General features: G+C 32.5%; 9 protein-coding genes, 2 tRNA genes and 1 pseudogene. All 12 read right to left on the bottom strand.

Going from position 1 to position 18,538, the window contains the following annotated elements; translation table 11 throughout:
• Positions 1-9: 9 nt before the first annotated feature.
• A complete protein-coding gene (gene dpdF, locus QNH43_RS10490) occupies positions 10-2,571 on the bottom strand; it encodes a protein DpdF (protein ID WP_283917770.1) in 2,562 nt (853 codons plus the stop codon).
• Position 2,572: 1 nt separating this feature from the next.
• Entirely contained in the window at positions 2,573-5,878 is a 3,306-nt protein-coding gene (locus QNH43_RS10485) for an SNF2-related protein (protein ID WP_283917769.1), read from the bottom strand.
• A 618-nt stretch (positions 5,879-6,496) separates the two neighbouring features.
• Positions 6,497-6,802 (bottom strand): annotated as a pseudogene (locus QNH43_RS10480) (ATP-binding protein); the annotation flags it as partial.
• A 170-nt stretch (positions 6,803-6,972) separates the two neighbouring features.
• Positions 6,973-7,506 (bottom strand): hypothetical protein, encoded by a 534-nt coding sequence (locus QNH43_RS10475; RefSeq protein WP_434060167.1) that lies wholly within the window; start codon positions 7,504-7,506, stop codon positions 6,973-6,975.
• 397 nt (positions 7,507-7,903) lie between these two features.
• Positions 7,904-10,642, bottom strand: a complete 2,739-nt coding sequence (locus tag QNH43_RS10470; protein WP_283917768.1) for a hypothetical protein — start codon at positions 10,640-10,642, stop codon at positions 7,904-7,906.
• The gene (locus QNH43_RS10465; RefSeq protein ID WP_283917767.1) at positions 10,623-11,378 is read right to left on the bottom strand and encodes a hypothetical protein; all 756 of its coding nucleotides are present in this window, start codon (positions 11,376-11,378) and stop codon (positions 10,623-10,625) included. Before QNH43_RS10465 ends, QNH43_RS10470 begins: the two co-directional genes overlap by 20 nt.
• Before the next feature lie 73 nt (positions 11,379-11,451).
• Positions 11,452-12,363 carry a tRNA guanosine transglycosylase family protein gene (locus QNH43_RS10460; protein WP_283917766.1) on the bottom strand — a complete coding sequence of 304 codons (912 nt, stop codon included), beginning with the start codon at positions 12,361-12,363 and terminating at the stop codon, positions 11,452-11,454.
• Between the two features lie 100 nt (positions 12,364-12,463).
• Positions 12,464-13,282: a ParB N-terminal domain-containing protein gene (locus tag QNH43_RS10455; RefSeq protein ID WP_283917765.1), complete on the bottom strand. Its 819-nt coding sequence runs from the start codon at positions 13,280-13,282 to the stop codon at positions 12,464-12,466.
• Between the two features lie 202 nt (positions 13,283-13,484).
• Positions 13,485-15,935 (bottom strand): tRNA-guanine transglycosylase DpdA, encoded by a 2,451-nt coding sequence (dpdA, locus tag QNH43_RS10450; RefSeq protein WP_283917764.1) that lies wholly within the window; start codon positions 15,933-15,935, stop codon positions 13,485-13,487.
• Positions 15,936-16,928: 993 nt separating this feature from the next.
• Positions 16,929-17,000, bottom strand: a tRNA-Val gene (locus QNH43_RS10445).
• 482 nt (positions 17,001-17,482) lie between these two features.
• Positions 17,483-17,557: transfer RNA gene (locus QNH43_RS10440), tRNA-Arg, on the bottom strand.
• Positions 17,558-17,681: 124 nt separating this feature from the next.
• Entirely contained in the window at positions 17,682-18,479 is a 798-nt protein-coding gene (locus QNH43_RS10435; protein WP_283917763.1) for an HNH endonuclease, read from the bottom strand.
• Between the last annotated feature and the right edge of the window lie 59 nt (positions 18,480-18,538).

Below are 18,538 nucleotides of genomic sequence, written 5' to 3'. Positions count from 1 at the left end.
CTAAAATTTTTAAAACCAATCTTCTTCATCCTCATTTATAAAAATCTGCTCTATGTTACATAAGGAGCCATCAAGTAGCTCTTGTAATTGTTTTTGCTCTGAATGAATAAAACAATCTTTCTTTGCAATATGAATGACTCGGTTATTTTCGCCTCTTTGTTGATAATTAACGGCCCAGTGGTATAACCAATCACTCCGCTTTTCTTGATCTGGATAAATAATTGCAATGCTTCCTGATAAACTATACATATGTGGTTGTTGTTCAATTTCATCCATCTCAAGAATCGAATAACTAAGTGGAGTTTCTTTTGGTAAATTCTTAACAAAATGATTTCTTGAAACGCCTATCAATTTGGGGATAATTACTGCTTGTACTCTTGAATTAACCACTCCATTTACAATATTTAAAATGAGCTCATTGGTAAACTTTTTGTTAGAGTATAGAAACAGTTCTTTATAACCACCTAAATATTGTTTTAAAGTTCCCTCTAAGGGAACTAATTTATCTTGTGTATTTATCGCTACTTCTGTCAAAGTCGGATATTGAAAAGGTAATGTTCCTTCAGCATGGCATGCCGGACATCCGCCACATGTATCGCTTGCATATGGATAGATATCTTGAAAATAAGTGCTAAAGCATTCATATTCAACATCCGTTACCATACTTTTCATTTTTTCAAACTCATAGTTAAAACGTTCACGTTCCAACTTTCTGAAAGGTTCTATTTTTTCATCTAGTAAATCACGATCACTGAGTGATTCGACGTCAATCATCTTTACTAGCAGTTGACGTCGCTGATCCTTGTCACGTTTTTTTATATCCAAAATATCAAGTAGTCCATGACGATATAAGAACAGGATGGTTGTTTCATTCCAACTCGCATTAGGCCCACCTGTTTCTTGGTTACGCAAATGATGAGGCCGAGTATTGGGATCGACCCAGAAGGAATCACCTGTAAACTCCTTTGCTGATCGACGAATTCTCTCCCAACGTTCAACCATATTATCAACTGTTAGAACGGCACTTTTATTCAACTGAACAAGTTCGTCCTCTTTTGTTGCGCTAAGTAAACTAATAGACGCATAACCATCTCGTCCTCCACGACCAACTTCCTGATAGAACCGATTGATGCTCTCAGGAATACAACAATGAATAACTGTTCTGACGTCACTTTTGTCTACACCCATACCAAAAGCTGATGTAGCAACGATCATATCAAGGGAGTTCGAATTCCACTTTTCAAGAATCTGTTCACGTTCTTCACTATTTGTTTCACCTGTAAACTTAGTAATGGAAGAGAACCCTGATACCTGAATAGCTTTTTCCCATTCTCTCGCGCTCTCTTTACTTGAAACATATAAAATAAGTGGTCTTGGCAATAGTGGTATAATCTCAAGAATACGTGCTTCTCTTTCATTTTCACTTACTGGTCGATCTAAAAAGAATATAGGTTCATAACGTAAGGCATCACTTCGAAACTCACTTAGGTTATTGTCTTCAGAAAATAACTTTGTAAGTGTCGACGCAGCTGCATCAGTTATCGTAGCAGATAGTAAGATCGTTTTAAGCCTTCCATTACTAGCCTCCATAAGCTTCTTCCGAAAGACAGACAATAACTGAAAGTCAGTTCTAAATGCACTACCCCAATCTACTACGATATGTGCTTCATCAATCACCAAACGGTTAATTCGATTTTCTTTAGCTGCATTAATAATGATTGGATACAGTGCTCCATTAATAACGGCCTCAGGTGATGTATAAAGAAGTGGGATTGTTCCGTTTCTCACTCCATCATAGATAATTTTTTTCTTTTCTTCAGATATTCCACCGTAGTAGGCTTGTGGACAATGTCCCTCACTACGTGCATTCTTAAAGTATTTCCTAGATGCTCTATTTTGATCAATAGCAAGAGCAACTGTAGGTACAATAACAATGGTTGTACCTGCACTTGCTACACCACCATGAATTCTTCCTCCCTTTGTCGCAAAATAGGCAGGAAGTTGACCAATAAGACTTTTTCCACCGCCAGTTGGTAAACAAGCTAGAAGGGTTTCACCTTCTTGCATCGTCATACTTACTCGCACCAATGCTTTTTGTTCCTTCGACACATATTCTTCATACCCTGTAGCTTGAAAAAGGACTCCATCACCTAGACGCCGTTTTGTTTTACGCCTCGCCTCTAGATCATATACACTTGACACTTTATCTGCATGGTTTAACCAACTTGGAAGTGATAACTTACAGTTAATCTCACCTGCATAATCAATGGTAAAACCAAATTCCTTTCTTAATTTAAAAAATGGTTTTAAAAAATCTTCATGTAAAAGAAAACCGACATGATACATCAGAATAATTTGGCGCAGATGACCAGCCGCATCCCGCCATGTATCCGTTATATGCTGATTTTCAATCTTAAATAAGCAACGAGCTAAGCGCAGAATACTATAGGCTCTCGAAGTTTCTTTTGGGTCCCTTTGACTTTTAATCCACTCTTGAATTAGCTTAAATCCCTCTATAGGAGTGATTTTTTTTAACAACATTTCTTCCGTTATTTGTAAGGCATTTCGCATTTTATTCCACCAACCACCCAAATGCAGCAGATTCTAATGTTATTTTCGGACGTTTTAACCCTTCTAATAAAGAATTATAAATATTTGATAGTTCATCGAGTTCTTCTACATCCTTAATATCTATCTTATTAAAAAAGATATTCGCGGCCTTTCTTCCATCTAAACGACGTTGGAAATCAGTTTCAGCACGTTTCACATCTATCATCTTTGATAATAGTTGTTGTGCCTCTTGATAACTTTGTTCATATACCTGCTCTACCTTAGGAATCCATTCATCCTTAGGAAAAAGTTCTTTGAACTGTGTGACTCTACCATTTCCTCTTTTCCCCAAATGTTCTGCTTTATGAGTACTACCATAGGAAGAAAGAATAATTCTTATTCTTTCGGTATCAATCGATTGATCGAGTTCAGCATACCCATGTATCGTATGGTACTGTTCAAGTGGAACATATCCTTGTGCCAGTACAAGATTCTCTATTTCTTGGTTTTTATCTAATAATTCACTAGGGTCTATTGAAACCGACCAAGTTAAGATAAACCCTTTCCAATTTACACCTGTATTCTTCCGATAAAAGGCAGAACATCTACCTAGGTCGGATGAACTAGCATTATTGACAATGGAATCGAAGAAAGGTTCTCCAGGCGCATAAAATATGAGATCTTCACGTTCCACTGCTTTTCTACGATTGAATGTTCCTCTTACTTCACCCGCTCGTTTTGAGCGTTTATGAGCTTCTTGCATATTAAAAGGTGGGATCAATAATGTATTTTTCATTGATCTTAAGCTTACGCCTTCTGGGGTAAACACGGTAACCTCACCGTGCTCTCCTGATTTTCCATTTAAACCAGCCAAGCTTGCCCATGACATCATGGTTTTCGCAAGCAATTCACCATTATTTCCATCAAATTTATTAATTAAATTGGTTAATTGCTCTTGGACATTTTCATCAAGTTGGCGTGCCATATCATAATAACGTTCAATCTCCACTTTTTTTCGCATATCTTCCAAAGTAGATTGCATTGTTTCTAAAACGTCAGACAACCCATGACGAATATTTGTTGTTAAGGCTTGATCAATCTGTTCATTTATATCTCCAAGTGCAATCTCAAGCCCACTTAACGATTCCTTAAAGATATTGAGTCCCTCATCCCATAAGCTATATAAATCAGATTCTACTGATTCCTCAGTCACAAACACAACTGATAGGACTTCTTTTTCTCTACCAATCCTGTCTAATCGCCCAATTCGTTGCTCCAACATCGAAGGCGACCAAGGTAAATCGATATGAATGACCTCATCGGCAATTTGAAAGTTTCTACCTTCTCCACCGAGTTCATCACATATCATAAATTTACAATTAGGTTTTTGTTGAAAATCATCAACAGATCGCTGTAATTCTTGATCACTCATTCCACTATGGAAAGTTCGTACCGAATCTTCACCAAATTTATTAATTAAAACGGACTTTACCTCCGTTAATGTTTCTTTCCAAGAGGTGAATATGACAATTTTTCCACTTAATGACTCAGATATATAATCCAATACTTTCATCAAGCGACCTTTGATCTTATCAGGTTCATCATAAAGTTCTTCAAATCTTTTTAATTCAAGTGTATTTGCGGCCTTCCATTGTGAAACAGTCTCACATAATTCATTTAATAGATTTTTCTCATTTGCTATAACCCTAGTAGATTCAATAATTGACGTATTAGAGCGCGTTATGACAGCAGTAGTTGCGTTAAATCCATTTTCTGTTACAACTCTTTTTCTATTATTTAAGATAGATTCCAATGCAAAAGGTGAACTAAACATAGCTGATAGAAATAATTTTTTATATTTCGCATCCTCTTCAGGAAACTCGCTTAAATAGTCCAATAGTTTATCATAGGACTCAAATTCATAGAATAATTCGTCTGCCCCTTTCATATCGTAGCTAACCAATTCAGAAGAACGTTTTGCTAGCTTTTCACCCAACTCTTTACGGCGATGTCTAATAATTTTTCGCTCTATTTGATAGTGTTCAGCAATATAGGCTAGTACTAATCGCACATCAGATAAACCCTGATCCTCAGTTTTAACATCAATTTTAGCCACTAGACCTTCTAAAATAGAGTCATTTAATTCTTCTACTACATCTTCTAATTCTTCAATAAAAAATTCTACATCCTCATCGTAATCGTCCAAGTCACGAACTAAGCCATGGATTTTCCCACTCAAATATGCTTGCTTTTCGATTAATTGGTCGAACTCTACCCTGCTTATTCTTGAATACTTTTCCGGTTGCAACAATCTTAATAGTTTAAGATACTCCGTTCTACGTGATTGTATCGGGGTAGCACTCAGTAGTAATAGATGTTGTACTCGTTTACTTAATCTCTCAATAATGTTATATTCCGCTTCTAAGTTCAGTAAACGATGTGTCTCATCAATGATACATAAATCCCATTTTTCCCGAAGAACCCTTATACCTTCATTTGTATTCACTTTTTCTAGTGGAAAGATCATTTGATCTGGTGGATTTAAGTCGCCCTCCGTCCAGACAGGAATTTTTTCCCAAAACTTGTAATACAATTCATTTTTCCATTGATAAACGAGAGATTCTGGTGCAATAATAATGACTTTCATCTTTCCCAATCGATATTCTAAACCTTTTTTTATAACGCCTGCTTGAATTGTTTTCCCAAGTCCTACTTCATCTGCTAACATAAAGCGACAAGGGTTTTCTGAGATTGCTCGCACAATTGTATCAACTTGATGTGACATGAGGAACACACGAGAACCAACTAGTGTTTCAAAACCAAAAGTAGCGTTTGTTAAAGTGTGTAATGCCCCCGAAACAACTTGACGATTATGGTACCATACTGGATTATGGAACTCGTAACTTTTTAATTGATATATAGGATCACTATTACTAGCAGAAAATGGAACTAAAAGTTTTTCTTCAGTAAATACCTCAATATAACTTTTGCCACCTTGAATAAATTTCACATAATATTGGTAATATCCATTTTTCTTAGATTCTGCCTTATTAATAATTGAACCTGTTTGTTTAGAATTAATCTTAATCTCAGTATTCAGGTAAATTTCACAGTGTACCACATCACTGATAGGAAATGATTGTGTGTCACTTATTTGATATAGGGTGGTGATCATTAATTGTGGATTTATTTCGTAAAATTTCACTTTTACTTCATCCATTAGTTCATTAACTTCTATTACTTGCCCCAATGCAAAACGTCGTGGTAATCCTGGATGCTCATTATCAATTGGACATCGGACATACATGCCTTCTATTAATTTATTCATTAATTCTCCACCTTTTTAATAAAACTTCAAATTTTATTAGTTTAATATAATTTAATTCTATATATAGACAATAACACAGAAAATTTTAAAAAATAGTAATTATACCTAGCAAATAAATAAGAAGAAGGTAGAACGCTACATTTATACAGATATAATTATACAGGTAAATAGAACCAAATGTTAGTTCATATCTATTTTTGTAAAAAATTAGTCAAAGGTATGATTAGAGATCGTAAAAACAACATTTCCAATCAGTATTCTATTAAACAAAAAAACTCCTAAGCCTTAGTTTATAACTAGAAATTAGGAGTTTTTCTTTTCTTTTTATTTTGTTTCTATGATCATCTTAATTGTTACCGTATCAAATATCTCAGGAGCAAATTCATCTAAAATCCCTTAAAATTCCTCTCCACTGTTTTTTAGGAAGATCAGTTTGTCCTTGTTCAATTAGGTTGAGTATATGACGATATACCTGTTTTGAACTTTCAGTTGCTGGACTAAGTGATTCTGGAACTCCTCCAATGTACCTTTATTTTCGGACAGCCCCCTATTTGTATTTGGCAAGCAAAAAATGCATAAAACGGCAATCAAAAATGTATCCACTTGCCAACGATTATATTAATTCGGTGTAACTGACTCTTTATAGCGATGGCTATCGCCATTAAATACAATTAAATGTGAATGGTGAATAAGCCGGGCAAAGACTGCCTCCGTTAAGATTGGATTCCCGAAGACATGATTCCATTGACCAAACTGTAGATTCGTCGTAATAATAATACTCTTTGTTTCATAACACATAGAAATGATTTGAAATAATAATTCTGCCCCTTGTTTATGTAACGGGATGTAACCAAGTTCATCCAAAATCAATAAATCAAGTTTCTCAATTTGCTTGAACAGCTTATTAAGCGTCCCTTTTTCATTGCCACTATTGGGATTACAAAATTCATACTCAAACCCATAGTGAAGAACGAAGTTTTGAAATTCCTCCGTTAACTGCCGTTCTCCATTTGGCAATACCTTCTTAACGGCAGCTGAAAGATTGTCAAACCTTATCGTTTTTGGAACTCCGCCCATATGGTGAAAAATACGTTTTAACCCTTCCAAAAAGCACTCTCGGTTTTGAGAGGGGAATACTTGAAAATAAAAGGCGTTACTGTAAGGGAAAGATAGAACCAAATACGGCAATGTATTTCTTCACCTTGATAGTTGAAGGGAGCTTCCCCAAAGTCTACTTGCGCCGAACCAGCCTTTGACTCAAGTGGTAAAGCTGCTTGATTCGCTTCGTTTACTAGTTCTTTCTTGCGATTTGATACATAGTTCCGGACTGTTCGATCAGACCCATTAAAATCAAACTCTTCTTTTAATTGTTCCCACATTCTCTTAGCTGTTCTCCGGAACTTTTTCTTTTGTTTAAAGTCCTCCAATATCCATTCATCCACAATCTTTTTAAATGGATCCATTACTGGAGAGGGTCTATCTTGTTTTGGTTTAACTTCTGGACTGAAATCCTCTTGTTCTGCATACTTCTTTACTGTTCTGGGATCCCTCCCTAATCTCTTTGAAATCTCCGAATAGTTCCTATCTTTTTTGTTTGCTTCATGTCTGATATAATTAATCTCGGCCACTGCCAACATCTCCTCAATACCTCCTGCGCTCTTTGTCCCAACAGGAAGTGTATGTGTATTTTGGAATGTTGACAAGTGGCTTTTTTAATTTGTGCAGGCTAGCAGGCACAAGTTGTTCTAATGCTATTATTACTAATTGATCACGATTGAACTGTGTATTTTTCGTTAACATTTCATCACCTCATCAAATCTCATTTCTTAATTAAACAAAAAAAAGACTGTCAGGAGATTCGATTTTTTCGAATTTGTCGACAGTCTGAACAGATGGATACATCCATCTGTTTTTAAATAAATTTAAGAATAGTCTGAAATTTATTTATTCAAATTTTCAGTATAACTTCCTAAAATGGAAGTATAGTCTACCCGCGCTTAACGATTTTTAAATTCCTTTCTTATTTTACTTTCTAATAGAAATTTGAACTAAAATCTTCTCAAAAAGATGTGGCGAGTGTTCATCCAATTCCTTTAATATACCTCTCCATTGTTTTTTAGGTAATTGCGTATGACCATGTTCAATAAGGTTAAGTAGATGATATGAAACTTGTTTCCTTATATTTAATTTATTTACCAAGTAATGTTGAAATTTATCAATTGTATCAATATTGTAGGAAAGAGCGTTATTCCCTTCTAGCAATGTCAAAATGTTGTTTATGTTTTCCTCTAAAAGTCGTTGTTTCTTCCATTCTTTATAATATTGTTCATGGTTGCTAGAAAACCATTTTTCTAGATCATCTAATCTTAGTAAGTAATCTAGTGATATTTCATCTACATAGTCAGTATGAATAATTTCCATTAGCTTTTCATAATAGTTTTCGGAATGTATCTTAATAAAATCTTTGAATGATTTCATTTGTTTTATTTTCTCTTCTATTATAGGAATAACTTGGTGAAAAGAGGTTTTTATGTTTCTTTGTAAGTTTAAAATGAAGGTCTGAAGTGGTACATTTTTTAAACTATATTTATTTAATACTTTTGAGGGATTTATGGTTAATAACCATTTTTCAAAGTTCAAATCTTCCTTCATTAAATCTAGTTTATAATAATCTATCATATTATCCCGCAAAGAGAACCAATCTAAAAATAATAATTCTACACTCTCTTGTATGTCAGGTGAAATAGGTGACTCAATTTGAGAAATCCACTCGCTTTCACCCAATTTAATAAGTTTAGTTATATATTTTTTTAATTGATAAGCAAAATGCTCCAATTCCATTCCTAATTCCTGCGTTATCTCCAAATTCCATTGATCTTTAAGTTTCTCTCCGAGATAAATCCATTGTGCCACATTATGATTATTAGCTATTTCGTTAAATATCTCAGATCTATCTTGAAGTTTTGTCTGTTGATAATTGGCTATGTTAAGCAGGCTGAAATGTTTTTGAACAACTACTTGATTCTTTTTATTATTTTCTTTAAAAGTAATAGGATACTTAAACCTATTTATAATCTCTGTTCTTTGAATAGTAGAAGTGGACTTAGTCATTCTTGGTGTATAGTCTCGTCCAAATGAAGTTCCTTTTACAACATCATTTAAAATTGTTGCTACACCCGCTCTAACTGGCTCAAGTAATTGGTCATTTACATTTTGACCTTCTATCCAATCCCTAATATGGTTTACCTTTGGACTTTTCTTTAATGTAGGCTCTTCAGCAAATACATTATTTGTAAATGTACTTATAACTTTAAGTTTAACTGTAATATTATCATTATATTTGGGATTAAAATGTTTAAGTAATTCACTTGGGATGGTAATATCCTTACTTTTTGAATCTGCATACATTTCAGCTATTACTTTAATTAGAGTATCTTCATGTTCGGCATAAACATCTCTGTAGAAATAATGTTTAATTTTCGTTGAATCTTTGTCCATTCTTCTATAAAAAAATGAAAGGATTTCTTTTAAATGGATAACCATGTACCGTAATAAACCTTTTCCGTCTGGTACAGCGTCATAGATACGCTGAATTAGAGGTTGATTTAAAGGGATTTCTTTTAAACTTGTCTTTGGGCCCACTAGAAGACTAGTACAGGTCTTAGCATGTTTACATTTATTGGAGCACTCATATCCGTTCGCTTTCTTTAAAGCAGTTAAATAATTTTCTATATAGTTACACGCTTTATCTCGATCTATGGAAAAAGAATTTCTCCCTGATTCGTCTGATAACCAAAGTTTTTTAACCCGATCATCTATCGTATCTAAATTCTTGATTCTATTTTTTAAACCAGCCTCAAAATTATTCCCCTCTATTACCCCTGGTGTTAGTCCTATAACAACGTCCCAATTTCCTTCTTCAAGAGTAATAAAATAATCCAAAACTTCTGCAGAATAAAGATTTAACGATTGAACAAGATCATCGATCAGAATAACAGGCCTTATCTTTTGTTTTGTGAGAATTGATGATAATCTTTTAAATATAGTTATTATATCCGTTCCTTGGAATAAGAAATGGTCCAACTTTTTTAATAAAGAGTCTCTTAACTTATTATAACTAAGTTGTATTGGTAAAGTTGTATTCTCTATTAATAGTGAAAATTCTTGTTCTGTGATTATTTCTAATGGAGTTGATAATGTACCCTTTTTTATTTGCCTACTGAATTTTAAAATGTTTTTTTCAATCACTGGTCTAAGTAGCATAGTAGCTGGCACAATTTCATCATCATTTTCGAAAAATTCCGACATTGTTGTCCACACCATCTGATTAATAATGGTAATGGGTTTACTAATTAATAAATCCCATTTCTTTTCATCTATTATTATATCTTCTATTTCTAGACCGACTGACTCATAACACTTCTTTACCAACATTTGTGGATTAAGTTCACTGCGTGAAATTCTTATTATCGGTCTTGTGTTTCCTTTAAATTCCCACTGATCTTTAACCCAACATAAAAGCTCTGATTTACCTGAACCAGTAGAACCAAAAATCACAAAAACTCTATTTCCATATGAGTGATCTTCTTCAAGTTCTTCTAGTAATTGAGCTTCGGTCATTTTTTCAATTAATTCATTCTTATAGTATCTATTCAAAACTTGAGGATAATGTGTCTCACGAAAAAATTCAGGTGAAAAATTGTATCTCTCATCGGCCGTATTGTATAGGTTTTTGATAGAACTTTTATTTAAACAAGGTAACACTCGCCTCACTCCTTACTGTAATCCAATTCCATTCCTTCTTTTCACCATAAGCCTGAAATGGTAAATCTTGTTTTCTTGTTAACTGGATTTTGTGAGAATCATTTAAATTTAAGATACTATAAATTACTCCATTGTATACATTTCCTTTATATACGCATGGTATTATTGGGTGTATTTTATCTTCAAAAAATAGGTGAAGTGGACCCTCCCAATCCCCAATATAATTTATTAAATGTTTAATTAACTTATATTGAGGTAGAGCGTAGAACCCCCCATTATAGCGATAACCCAATCCTAAGTATTCCATAATCCTTTTCCACGCATTAATTTTTTCTTGACTTATAGAGATACTTTTAAATCTATTATTTGTTTCAAAATGTAAATCGTGAATAAATAGAGTATTAGATTTTACAAATAAGTCAAAGAACATTGTTGTAAAAACATAATTAGGATTTGATGGGTCATTTAATTTCTCTGCAATCGTATTAAAACGAAGATGAATGTCTATAAAATCCAAGCGAGTTTCTTTTGTAGATATTTGTTTGTTTTTGTCAATATCTATAACTTCTAATGCCTGTAAGAATTGAAGAACTGCATCTATTAACGAAGTTATGTCACCCTCAGGTTTATATTGAAATTTGTTTACTAAATCACTCATTCTAATATTAGGGTACTTTTGAATGGTATGAAATACTGAATGAATTTCTGGCCCATAACAAATCTGGAACAATGACATCTCTACACACCTTTCGTAGTATATTTTGATACTATTAGTCCAAATAAAAATAATCTTAAACAAGACAAATGATCTACCCAGGCTTGTAACCAATATTTCCTCCTTCTACATTGTTTATCTTTTCAATTGTTTTAACTATATGGTAATAATTATGAACAGATCGCTTCTTCATATAATATCGATGGGAGATATTTAGTATGTCGTGTGGATTTACTAAACATATTGGGCAATTACAATTTAATGGTTTTTCTATGCGTTTTTGAGGTTTATTCACTTTAGACGATGATATTACATAAGTTCTAAAAGGGTTACTATACATTACCTGAAAGAACGCTGCTGCCATAGTGGGTCGACTCGAGTCAAACGAACATATTTTCAAGTTTGCCATTTGTTTAATTTGTTCAATTCCGGTAACTCCAAATATATGTAAATTCTCAGGTCCAACAAAACTTGAGGCATATTTTATATACTTAATTTGTTCTTTTGCAGATTTATTCAATAAAGATCCTAAGCCAAAACTGGTATACCCCATTTTTTTCAATTCATGAATCGAATATTGAATACTTGGAAAATCATACCCTTGTATTACACCAATCATTGAAACATTTTTAGGAGATTTAATAGAATTAAATAATTTCATATGTTCCAAAGCATTATATAACGTTCTTTCAACGGAGTCATATTTTTCAGATAATGAATTTTTATCTAATAAAGGCTCATCTAAATGTACTATTTTAATTGGGAGAGTATCAGGTATAGAATCGATTAAAAACATCTGTGTGTCCATTATTTCTTTTAGACTCTTAATCCCCTTTTTTTGGGCATAATATAATGCCCCTGAATCAATGATTAACTTACTTGGATAGTTAGAAAATCTTTTAAGGGTATTTTTATTTTCTGGAATGGCTGAAATTAGCATTGGACAAGAATCAAAATAATCACAAAATATAGCATCGCTATGTGACCAACTAACGTAAAAATCCAAATTACCCACCCCTTTAAATGATACGTGAAGATACGTGATAAACTAATTATATACCTATAGTTGGAATTATTAAAGATAATTTCCAAATAAAAAAATTGCCCTATTCTGAAGGCAATTCTTTAGTTAATTTTTTCCAATGGTTATAAGTTTTAATTTTGATTTTTTTGGAAGGATAATTTTTTCTGGAATTAGGATAAAGTTCCTCCCATATTGGGTTTTCTCGGTCAAAAAATGTTCCAGTCCAATTTTTATATTTAATTTCCATTGTTAGGTTTGGTATTTGAATATCAACAACATTATCTTCCAATTGTTCTTTAAAAAAGCATAAAAATATATACCAAGAGTTTAAATTATGTATAACTGTTTTCTCTTTTATTTCCTGAACTTCACGTAAACTATTTGGAAAGTAAAGACCATTCACTTTAATTAATTGCTCAAAATAGTCTTTGAACAAACTACCAAGTTCATCTGTATTTGAATAATTACTGAACTCGAAAATTTCGAACATTAAATTTTCGAGTGAAGAATAGGTAATAAGTTTTAATGAATTTTTACTCAAGTTAGTACTTTTCATTTCAACTAAATTATTAAGTTTACTACTTTTAATGAATGAATTAAGAAGTATCTCCGGTAAATTTTCCACTTTGAAAATTAGGTATTGTTTTTCTTGCCTTTCCTTATTCGTAAATTTGCTAATAATAATCGGATCTACTATCTCAATAGTAAGATGTTCACCTTCTTTATTTTCATTTATAGTTTTACATATAATAATTATTAATCCATCCAAATAGTAGGACGGATTTTTTGACTCTCTTATGTTCCAACTTAATATTTCCTCTTTGGTAGCAATATAACTATATATTGACTTGTTTTCTTTTATATCTATTTTCTGTACACCGCTTATTTCTAAATTAATCAATTTTATCACCATGTTTTAAATTTTTTTAAAAAATGCAAGGACGACTTCTACCATGAAATAAAAACTTTATTGCTGTACAATAATTTAATAAAATATTATTTCATTTATTATATATTATTTTCTATAGATACTTTTTTAATCCTTTTTTGGGATTAACATGTTTCCCTATTGTTAGGTAAAATTAAAAGGAAAAAAGGAAAGATCAAGAGAATGATCCTTCCTTTTGTTTAACAATTTCCTTTAATTGATTATAAAAAACATACGTATTGTGAAAACCTCTTCTCCGGTTTCTATTATTCCCCCGAAAAATAATTACTTCAACACCTACATTTCTACAGACAGAACAAGAACAACTTTTCCATGGTTTGTCAGTTAATACTTCATGGTAAAGCGGTCTTAATTTATTAGTTGAATATATACGATCAAAATTTTCAACAAAGAAATCCTTTAATGTTGCTTTTAATAAAGGCAAATTCTTTACCTCTATTGCTTCTTTTTCTACAATTCTAAGTTTGTTCATATGGTCTAAAGTTACATTATCTAAAGCTTCTTTAAAGAGAGCTTCATTCCTACTAATAAGTGAATGGAAGCTTACATCTCCTAAAAGATATTCCTCCATTCCGATGATTTCTTTCTTTTTGTTTACTTCTTTCAATATTTTTAATAAGTCCTTCTCAATACGATCTAATTCTTGCTCACTTATATTTAAATTCTCAGAAATATATTTATCTCTTATGGCTTTTTCCTTTTTATATTTTTGTTTATAGTCCTTTAATGTTTCAAAATAGGAATCGTATTCAAGTACAGTTTCAACCGTACTGGTTATGTCTATTTTTCCTAAATCAAATTCTCTCACATTCCCTAAAGATTTTTGTTCAAGTTTAATAAAACCATCTATAGTATCAATTCCTCTATTTACAAGTTCCTTAACACGCGCATTCTTCTTTTCATCAGCCTGTGGGATACGTAAAGCCGCGTATTTATTTTTATCTTGAGTAAAATAATTTCCTCCAGTTGCTCCTCCCCAAGCTTTCTTTAAGAAAGCGGTAGAATCAAAAGAAGTTACTCCAAGTTTATGGAATACATCAAGATAATCTAATCTTGCAGCACCGAGCAAATGAATTTCTAAATACTCTGGAACAATTGGTGCAATCGCATGTAAGATTTCTAATATTTCCTCTGATTTTGCAAGTGCAAGTCCCCCAAGGGAGATATGACGATAGCCCATTTTAATTAGTTCTGTAAAGGAGTTACGATATGATTCAACGTCCCACCCTTGAGCAATTCCTGATGGAATAAATGTATAATTACCTTCTTTATGTTTTTCAATAAAATCATTGGCGTTTTTTAATGTTAATTGATAACGGAATTCTCTCATTTCCTCATTATCAGCAATTTTTCCTATGATTAAATGGTCAATACTTGTACCTATATCGAAACCCATCTGTTCATAATAGTCAAGAATCTCATCTGTTTCATATGGTGGCTTTTCTTTCTGTATATAGCTAAATGCGCCACAATCACCATATAATGGAATGTTATTAGGAAGTCTCAAGAATTTATGCAATCCACCAGCATTTAATATTTGCTCTTTTCTAGTTTTTGTCTGATCTATATTTATTTTAGAAATAAGGACTCCATCATAGTTTGGTTTATTATATATTTCATGTGCATAAACATCATCAGAAATAGGGTCTCTATCTTTCGTATGTTCTTCTGTAATAAAATTAAAATTAGGATCCACTCTATCATCATTTTCAGGCATAAAGAATTTAAGATTGTGTAATCCATAGTTCTTAGCATATTGAGACTCGGGAATAGAAATATTTACTTGGGCTAATTGGGTATCTTTCTTTTTCTTATCTTTCATTTTCTTGTTAGAGGATTGTCTTTCATTTTCTTTTTCATTAAATAAAGATAGCTGATGGTTACTATTATCTTTTACTCTGTACTTATTTAAGGCATCCATGATTACTGTTGGATTATTATAGATTTCATTTAGAAAATCTTTTCCGTGGGTTACTATCTCTTTAGATAACAGTTTAAACAAAAACCCCTTTAGTCCAACTAAACCATAACTAAATTCTTTTGCATCATTTTGTCCTACTTCTAAAAAGTAGTATGGATTACTATCAGGAATAAATTTTTTACTGGTTTTACTAGCAAGAAACACTAGTTTTTGATTTCCCTTCAACCCTTTAATTGGAAGTTGGAGCGACCTTATATATTTATCACCTAATAAAAATATGATTAAGTCATACTTACTAAATTCATTACTCGCTGAATTTTGGATTTGTAAATGGTCAGACCATTCTTTAATTTCTTTACTATTCATATTGTTAAAAGTAACTTCATATGGAACTATTTTTTTCCTTTCATTAATTAATCCATAACCAGCTGATATAATGGATAAATCAACTATATCATTTCCATAATTTTCTCTTAACAAGTCAATCCCTTCCATTAATCTTAAATGTTGCATTCCAGTGTATAAGTCAGATGCATTTGATTCATATTCTTCTAGTTCTTTTTCTCTTTTGGATAATGTTTCATTTGTTTTAAAATCATCTTGTATTAATTCATTCTCTGGTTTAAATCTTTTTTCACCAGTACATGAAGTTATTATCAATGTTTTAAGGACATTCTTTATCATAGTGCGTAACCTCATTTGTAGTAGACATATTTAACATAAATATTATATCCCACATTTAGTATTACTCCAACTTATGTGAACATACATGTTAATTTAAAGTTTATTTAACAATGATAAATAATTTAAGAAACTAATCTTAAATTATTTGCATGAAAAATAAATGAATTATCTATGTTACTAAAAAATTGGATTAAAAGCAAATATGTTTAATATATTGCATGGGATTATAAAAAATTCATATTATGGCTAACCAAAGTAAAATAATTTTATGGTATTTATTCTAGAAATGTATCTATTACCCATTTCTGAATTATTAAATAATCATCATAGTTATTTATCTTGTTCCACGCGCATCCAATAAATCTTGTAGTCATATTCCTTTGTTCTTCGGATGGTACTCCGTACTTGGAAATTCATCACTCCGTTCCACTAGAAAAAGATGGAGATGATTCTATTGAAAATTCAACTGCACTTTCCAATAGAATTATTAAAGCTATTGAAGTAGGTGAATTAGATGAACGCTTCATGTCTTACAATTTCTTTTTGACAATAATAAATAAATTCCCTACACTCCTGAACAGTCAGGTCTCTTGGCAAAACATCCAATTCTTTAGCATCTTGAAACTTTTGAAAAGTCAGTAATGCAACCCTTTTATTATTCAGAGTTCGTTCTATTAGTCCCTCATTTTTATTTACAAACAGATAAGCATCATGTAATTGTTGAAAAAATTTGAGCAGCGTTATAGACATCCCTAGTTTTACTAACCCTTGCTTTACCTCTTGCTCCAGTCCTTGCCATAACTTTGACTCGCCGTCAGAAAAAAGCCCCTAAGAATGCTGTTACACATTCCCAAAGACTTTGGATTCTGACTGATATTCACTGACTACCACACTGGAAGGAGAGGTCTACCACACTAGCAGTCCAATTGCTTTACTGTAAAATGTTGGACAGATGCATAAAAACCAGTAATAGCAGGGGTTTCTAATGTAAGATGACCTGTGAGGGATTCGAACCCACGACCCCTTCCCTGTCAAGGAAGTGCTCTCCCACTGAGCTAACAATTCGTATGTATATATAGGTTTCTTAAGGTTTTTGCATTTATTAAAAAACACCTGACCACTAACCTTCTAGCGTTTCCTCTTACTATTGTAAAGTGGTCGCTAAAATTCGTAAAGGGAGTATATTGTTACTTTACAGTTGGGTCATTCAAAACTACTGCGACAGTATTAATTTTGATATATTGTAGAATTTCTTCTGTCCAATTTTTGTCCTAACTGATTTCCTTTACAGTTTCCCAATTTTCTTCTTTCTATTTTCCTATTAACAAAAAGCCGAGGAGTTATCTTCGACTCTTTCAATCAATACCCATCTTTAAAATAATCTACTCCTGCAGGATCTACATTCATCCTTTAGATAGCTTTAGAGTAGTAATCTCCAATCTGGAAAAGTTGTCGTAACTGACCTTTCAATTCAGTGGTAACTAAATCAATGTTGGAAATTATTTATAATCTTAAGAACCTTGATTTAACAGCCTTTCTGGATGTAGCATCCCAGGGAGAGATTCGAACTCCCGACCGACGCCTTAGAAGGGCGTTGCTCTATCCAGCTGAGCTACTGAGACGTATCGCTGTTTTTGTCAAAATCATACTTAGAGATAAAATTTTACATTCATCCACATCATACCTATCTATCTCGTATTACGTTACTCTTATCAATTTAACCTAATCAATGAAGTTGGTTAAAGTTTATTTTTTATTTGCATTACAACTTCGACACAGAATTTCCATGTTTTCAATTGACGAGTCTCCGCCTTTTGCCATAGGAATGATATGATTAAGTTGTACTGAATTAATATCCAGTTCTTTTCCACAAGATTGACATTTATAATCTGCTGTTTCCAGTAATTCAGACATTATTTTTTTGGAGACACCATATCTAGATGGATTAGACTTCGATTCGATATACGCTAACCTCTTCTCTATAGTTCTTAGTGAATTTAGTATTAAACTCGATTCTTCACTCAAATGTATGTCTTGAATTTTTGCTGGTTTAATTCCAAGAAGTTGAACAATTGAGTTAACATCAGGATTATTACTCGTACTTGATTCGTATGTACTAATTAAGCTATCAGAAACAGCATCTATCGCTAAATTGACGGTATCAATTCTAAGATTTTCATCGTATTCCACGTCTCTAAAACCTTGAATGTCAAAAATTCGTTCAGTAATTCCATCTTTTATAAGAGTAGCTGGTAGATTAAAAGCTTGTCTAATCCCTAACTCATAGAACACATTGGGATTTTTAGAACTTAAATCACAAATAGCCATGTCCGCCTCAAGAATATTTTTTAGTATATCAACGGCTATAAAGTTAGTCTTTGTTACATCGTCTCCACGAACAGCATGAAAACCTGCTTTTTCACAAGCGGGTTTTATTATATACTCATAAACACGTTTAAAGTGTCCTTCTGAATAAGGGGCACAGTCTGTAAATGGCATAATTACAAAACACACTTTCTTATATTCGGTTCCCTCTTTTTCCATTTTCCACCATATCTCCTCGGTTTCTTTTGATAAAACATTTAACCGTATTCAATCTATTT

The sequence above is a fragment of the Peribacillus simplex genome, assembly GCF_030123325.1.
In the GTDB taxonomy this organism is placed as follows: Bacteria; Bacillota; Bacilli; order Bacillales; family DSM-1321; genus Peribacillus; species Peribacillus simplex_D.
Note: the sequence above shows the minus strand (reverse complement) of the source record. Positions and strands in the feature narration are given on the sequence as shown.